This window comes from Roseisolibacter sp. H3M3-2, assembly GCF_029211165.1.
GTDB lineage: Bacteria > Gemmatimonadota > Gemmatimonadetes > Gemmatimonadales > Gemmatimonadaceae > Roseisolibacter.
The window spans coordinates 1-4,115 of sequence record NZ_JARGEK010000395.1 but is presented as its reverse complement, the minus strand read 5'-3'; the positions used below and the strand labels follow the sequence as shown (position 1 = coordinate 4,115).

Genomic DNA, 4,115 nt, shown 5'->3' with positions numbered 1-4,115 from the left:
TGTCCACGCGCAGCGCCGCCCACCCGGCGGCGTCGCGCACCGGCGCCGGCAGCGCGGGGCGGGCGTGGCGCACGTACAGGTCGCCGGCCGTGGTCGTCCCGCCGGCCGCCGGCACCGCGTCGAGCGCCTGCACGAACGCGCGCTCGATCGCCGGCGCCTGCGGCCCGGCGAGCGCCAGCGCGCGCGCGGCGTGGCGCAGCAGCATGCGCACGTCGGGGCGGTCGAGCGTGTCGCCGTACCACGCCCCCGACGCCTCCAGCCGCAGCGACTCGCGCGACATCTCCAGCAGCTCGCGCGCCCACACCGGGTCGCGCGTGTCGGGCACCACGCCCACGCCGTCGCCCAGGTACGCGTCGCGCACCACGCGCGGGTCGAGCCCGCGCTCGCCGAACAGCTGCGCCCCCTCCTGCGCGAACCGCGCGTCGAGCGTGCCGCGCAGCGCGGCCACCGCCGCGCGCAGCGGCGCCCGCCACGCCTGCGACGTCGCGGCGTCGGCGCGGCAGCCGCAGTCGGTGCGCCACCGCTCGACGCCGTGCGGGCAGCTCCACGAGCTTGGGGCCACGAGGCGCACGTCGTCGACCGCGGGGCGCCGCGCGAGCACGGCGGCGAAGTTCTCGACCTGCACGTGCGGCTCGGCGGCCGCCGCCTCGAGCATCGCCGCCAGCGCCATCTCCCCCTGCGCGTGGTGGTGGCCGTACGTCTCGGCGACCGTCGCCACGCTGCGCACCGACCCCTCGTCGGCGTCCTCGGCGTCGGCGCCGCCGGCCATCAGGCCGGCCATCAGCGCCGCCCACGCGCGCCCGTCGCGCAGCAGCCCGCCGAACGCCACCTCGCGCGCCAGCGGGTCGTCGTACGGGAAGAGCGCGATCTCGCGCCCGCCGCCGGTGCGCCAGCGCCCCGGCCGCCCCCCCGCCGGCGCCCCCTCGAGCTGGTGCGGCGCGACGACGGTGAAGCGGATCCCGTGCGCGGCGAGCACGTCGAGCGTCTCGTCGTCGACCGCCGTCTCGGGGCACCACATCCCGTCGGGCTCGCGCCCGAAGCGGCGGCGGAAGTCGGCGATCCCCCACCGCACCTCCGTCACCTTGTCCCTGCGCGACAGGAGCGGGAGGATCGCGTGGTCGTACGGGTGGGCGAGCGCGTTGCCGTGCCCCAGGCGGGCGCGGCTCGCGCGGTCGGCGGCGACCAGCGCGGCGTAGGTCGCCGGCGCCTGGTCGGCCATCCACGCCAGCAGCGTCGGCGCGGCGTCGAAGCTGGCGCGCGCGTACGCGTCCACCACGCGCCGCACGCGCCCCTCGCCGTCGAGCACGCGCGCCGCCGCCAGCGCGCGGTACGACGTGCGCTCGACGCGCGCCGTCCAGTCGTGGTCGGGGGCCGCCTCGGGCTCGCGCTCGATCTCCCCCAGCCACGGGTCCTCGCGCGGCGGCTGGTAGAGGTGCAGGTGGACGACGACGCTGCGCACCGCGCGCGGGACGCTCAGGCGGCGGTGCCGCCGAGCACGCGGCGGTAGAGGTCGAGGTAGCGCGCCTCGGAGGCCGCCCAGCCGAAGTCGCGCGCCATCGCCTCGCGCGCCATCGCGTCCCACGCCGCGCGGTCGGCGTGCGTGCGCAGCGCGCGCACCACCGCGCCCATGAACGCCCCCGCGTCGTAGGGGCCGAACACGAAGCCGGTGACGCCGTTCTCCACCGTGTCGGCGAGCCCGCCGACGGCGCGCACCAGCGGCAGCGTGCCGTAGCGCTGCGCGCGCATCTGCGTCAGCCCGCACGGCTCGTACTGGCAGGGCATGAGCAGCACGTCGCCGCCGGCGATGAGCTGGTGCTCCTTCACGTCGGTGAACGCGGTGTCGACGCGCACGCGGTCGGGGGCGGCGGCCTCGCGGCGGCGCAGCGCCTCCTCGTAGCGCGCCTCGCCGGCGCCCAGGAACACGAACTGCGCGTCGAGGTCGAAGAAGCCGGTGTCGGCGAGCAGCAGGTCGAGCCCCTTCTGCCACACCAGCCGCGCGCTCATGACGAAGATCGGCACGTCGGGGCGCTCGGGGAGCCCGTACATGCGCTGCAGCGCCGCGCGGCACTCGCGCTTCCCCGCCATGTCGTCGCGCGAGTAGCGCGCGGCGAGGCGCGGGTCGCGCGCCGGGTCCCACAGGTTCTGGTCGATCCCGTTGACGATGCCGACGAAGCGGTCGCCGAGCGAGCGGAAGGCGTCGTGCAGGCCGAAGCCGCCGTCGGGGGTGCGCAGCTCGGCGGCGTGGGTCGGGCTCACGGTCACGACGGCGTCGCTGAACGCCATGCCGCCCTTGAGCATGTTGGCGCGCCCGTACCACTCGAGCTGGCGGAAGTTGTAGATCTCCCACGGCAGCCCGAGGTCGGGGACGGCCGCCGGGTCGAAGTGCCCCTGGAAGCCGGCGTTGTGCACCGACAGCACCGTCGACGCCTCGCGGTAGAACGGGTGCGTCGCCCACCAGGTGCGCAGGTAGACGGGCGCGAGCGCGGTGTGCCAGTCGTGGGCGTGCAGCACGAGCGGGCCGCGCGCGATGCGCGGCAGCGACGCGAGCGCGGCGGCGCAGAAGAAGGCGTAGCGCCGCGCGTTGTCGGCGTAGTCGCCGCCCCCCTCGCCGTAGATGCCGGCGCGGTCGAAGTAGTAGTCGTTGCCGATGAAGAAGTGGCGCGGCCGCACGCGCCCGCGCCGGTCCTCGGCGCCGTCGCGCGTGCTGACGTCGGGGACCGTGAACAGCTGCGCGAACTCGCGGCGCGGCCCGACCAGCACCTCGTACGGCTCGCCGACGGCGACGAGCTGCGGGGTGCGCGCGCGCGCCTGCCGGTAGAGCGGCATGACGATCGCCGCGTGCAGCCCGTGCGCGGCCTGGCTCGTGGCGAGGCTGGCCACCGCCTCGCCCAGCCCGCCGGTGCGCGCGTACGGCGCGAGCTCGCCGGCCAGGTGCACCACCCCCACCGGGCGCCCGTCGCGCGCCACCAGCGGGGGGAGGTCCGGGGGCGCGTCGGCGAGCGCCTCGGCGAGCGCCTCGGGGGAGAGCGGCATGGGGCGGCGGCTGGGGTCGGGCGCGTCGTCCCGGGGGCGTGCGGCGCCCGCGGGCGGGTGCCCCGCACTGTACACGCCGCGGCGCCCGCGCGTCAGTCCGTCGGCGGCGCGCTCGCGGACGCGGCCGGGATCGCGCTCAGCAGGTCGGGGTCGGGGAGCGTCACCCCGGCCTTGGCCGCGCGGCGCTCGAGCGTGGCGCGGTCGCGCAGCCCGCGCAGCAGCGCGTCGGCCTCGCGGTTCTGCAGGTAGCGCCCGCGCTCCCACCCCTCCACCACCCCCTTGGGCACGCCGTACAGCAGCTCCCCCACCTGCGCCGCCGTCAGCCCCAGCGCGTCGCGCAGCTGCCGGATCTCGCGCGGCGCCAGCAGCTGGTGCTCGGCGCGGATCCGCTCCAGCGCCTCCTTCTCCGCCGCCTCGCGCTGCTCCACCGTCCGCTGCTCGTCGCCGCACTTGCCGCAGCGGTACAGCCCGCGCTCCACCTCGGTGCTCATGCCGCTCAGGCGGATCGTGACGGTCTCGACGGCCTGCTGGTACCGGCCGCCGCAGAAGCGATGCAGATGATTGTCGAGGGAGGTGACGGACATGACGGCGGGTACTACGGGAGCGGGTGAGGCGGGAACGGATACAGCGGGAACGGATACAGCGGGAGCGGGCACTGCGAACCGCGCCCCTCCAACCTAACGACCACTCCGCGGTACCCCGATCTGCGCAGTACCCCGGTGTTCGTCGTACCCCGCACTCCGCCGTCCCCCGCTCTACGCCGCCCCCCGCTCTCCGCCGTCGCCGAGCAGCAGCGCCACGACCCCGTCGACGTCCGCCGCCCTCCCCTGCGCCAGCCGCGGCGACCCTCCCCCCTTCCCGCCGTGCGCGGCCAGCGCCGCGCGGAGCATCGCCCCGGCGTCGAGCCCCGAGTCCTCCGACGTCGCGACGAGGACGGCCGGCGCAGGCGCCTGGGCGTGTCCGACGAACAGCACCCGGGGGAGCGCGGCCGCGGCGCGCGCCAGCTCGTCGAGCGACTCGAGGCCGTCGGGCCCCGCGCCGCGCACGATCCGCCGCACGCCGTCGGCGCCGGGCGCGGCGTC

Annotated in this window: 3 protein-coding genes and 1 pseudogene; all 4 read right to left on the bottom strand. The window is 77.3% G+C overall.

Features of this window, described 5'->3' with window-relative positions:
• A partial coding sequence (locus PYV61_RS21790; RefSeq protein WP_275835619.1) for a DUF3536 domain-containing protein occupies nt 1-1,459 on the bottom strand: 1,459 nt, incomplete at its 3' end.
• 14 nt (nt 1,460-1,473) lie between these two features.
• Nucleotides 1,474-3,033: a glycogen synthase gene (locus PYV61_RS21785; protein WP_275835617.1), complete on the bottom strand. Its 1,560-nt coding sequence runs from the start codon at nt 3,031-3,033 to the stop codon at nt 1,474-1,476.
• Between the two features lie 92 nt (nt 3,034-3,125).
• Nucleotides 3,126-3,617: a type II TA system antitoxin MqsA family protein gene (locus PYV61_RS21780; protein WP_275835615.1), complete on the bottom strand. Its 492-nt coding sequence runs from the start codon at nt 3,615-3,617 to the stop codon at nt 3,126-3,128.
• Between the two features lie 171 nt (nt 3,618-3,788).
• Nucleotides 3,789-4,115, bottom strand: a pseudogene (locus PYV61_RS21775) (hypothetical protein); the annotation flags it as partial.

Bases quoted from the DNA above. Each gene is read 5' to 3' on its own strand.
- PYV61_RS21785 (WP_275835617.1), bottom strand. From the start codon at position 3,033: ATGCCGCTCTCCCCCGAGGCGCTCGCCGAGGCGCTCGCCGACGCGCCC.
- PYV61_RS21780 (WP_275835615.1), bottom strand. From the start codon at position 3,617: ATGTCCGTCACCTCCCTCGACAATCATCTGCATCGCTTCTGCGGCGGC.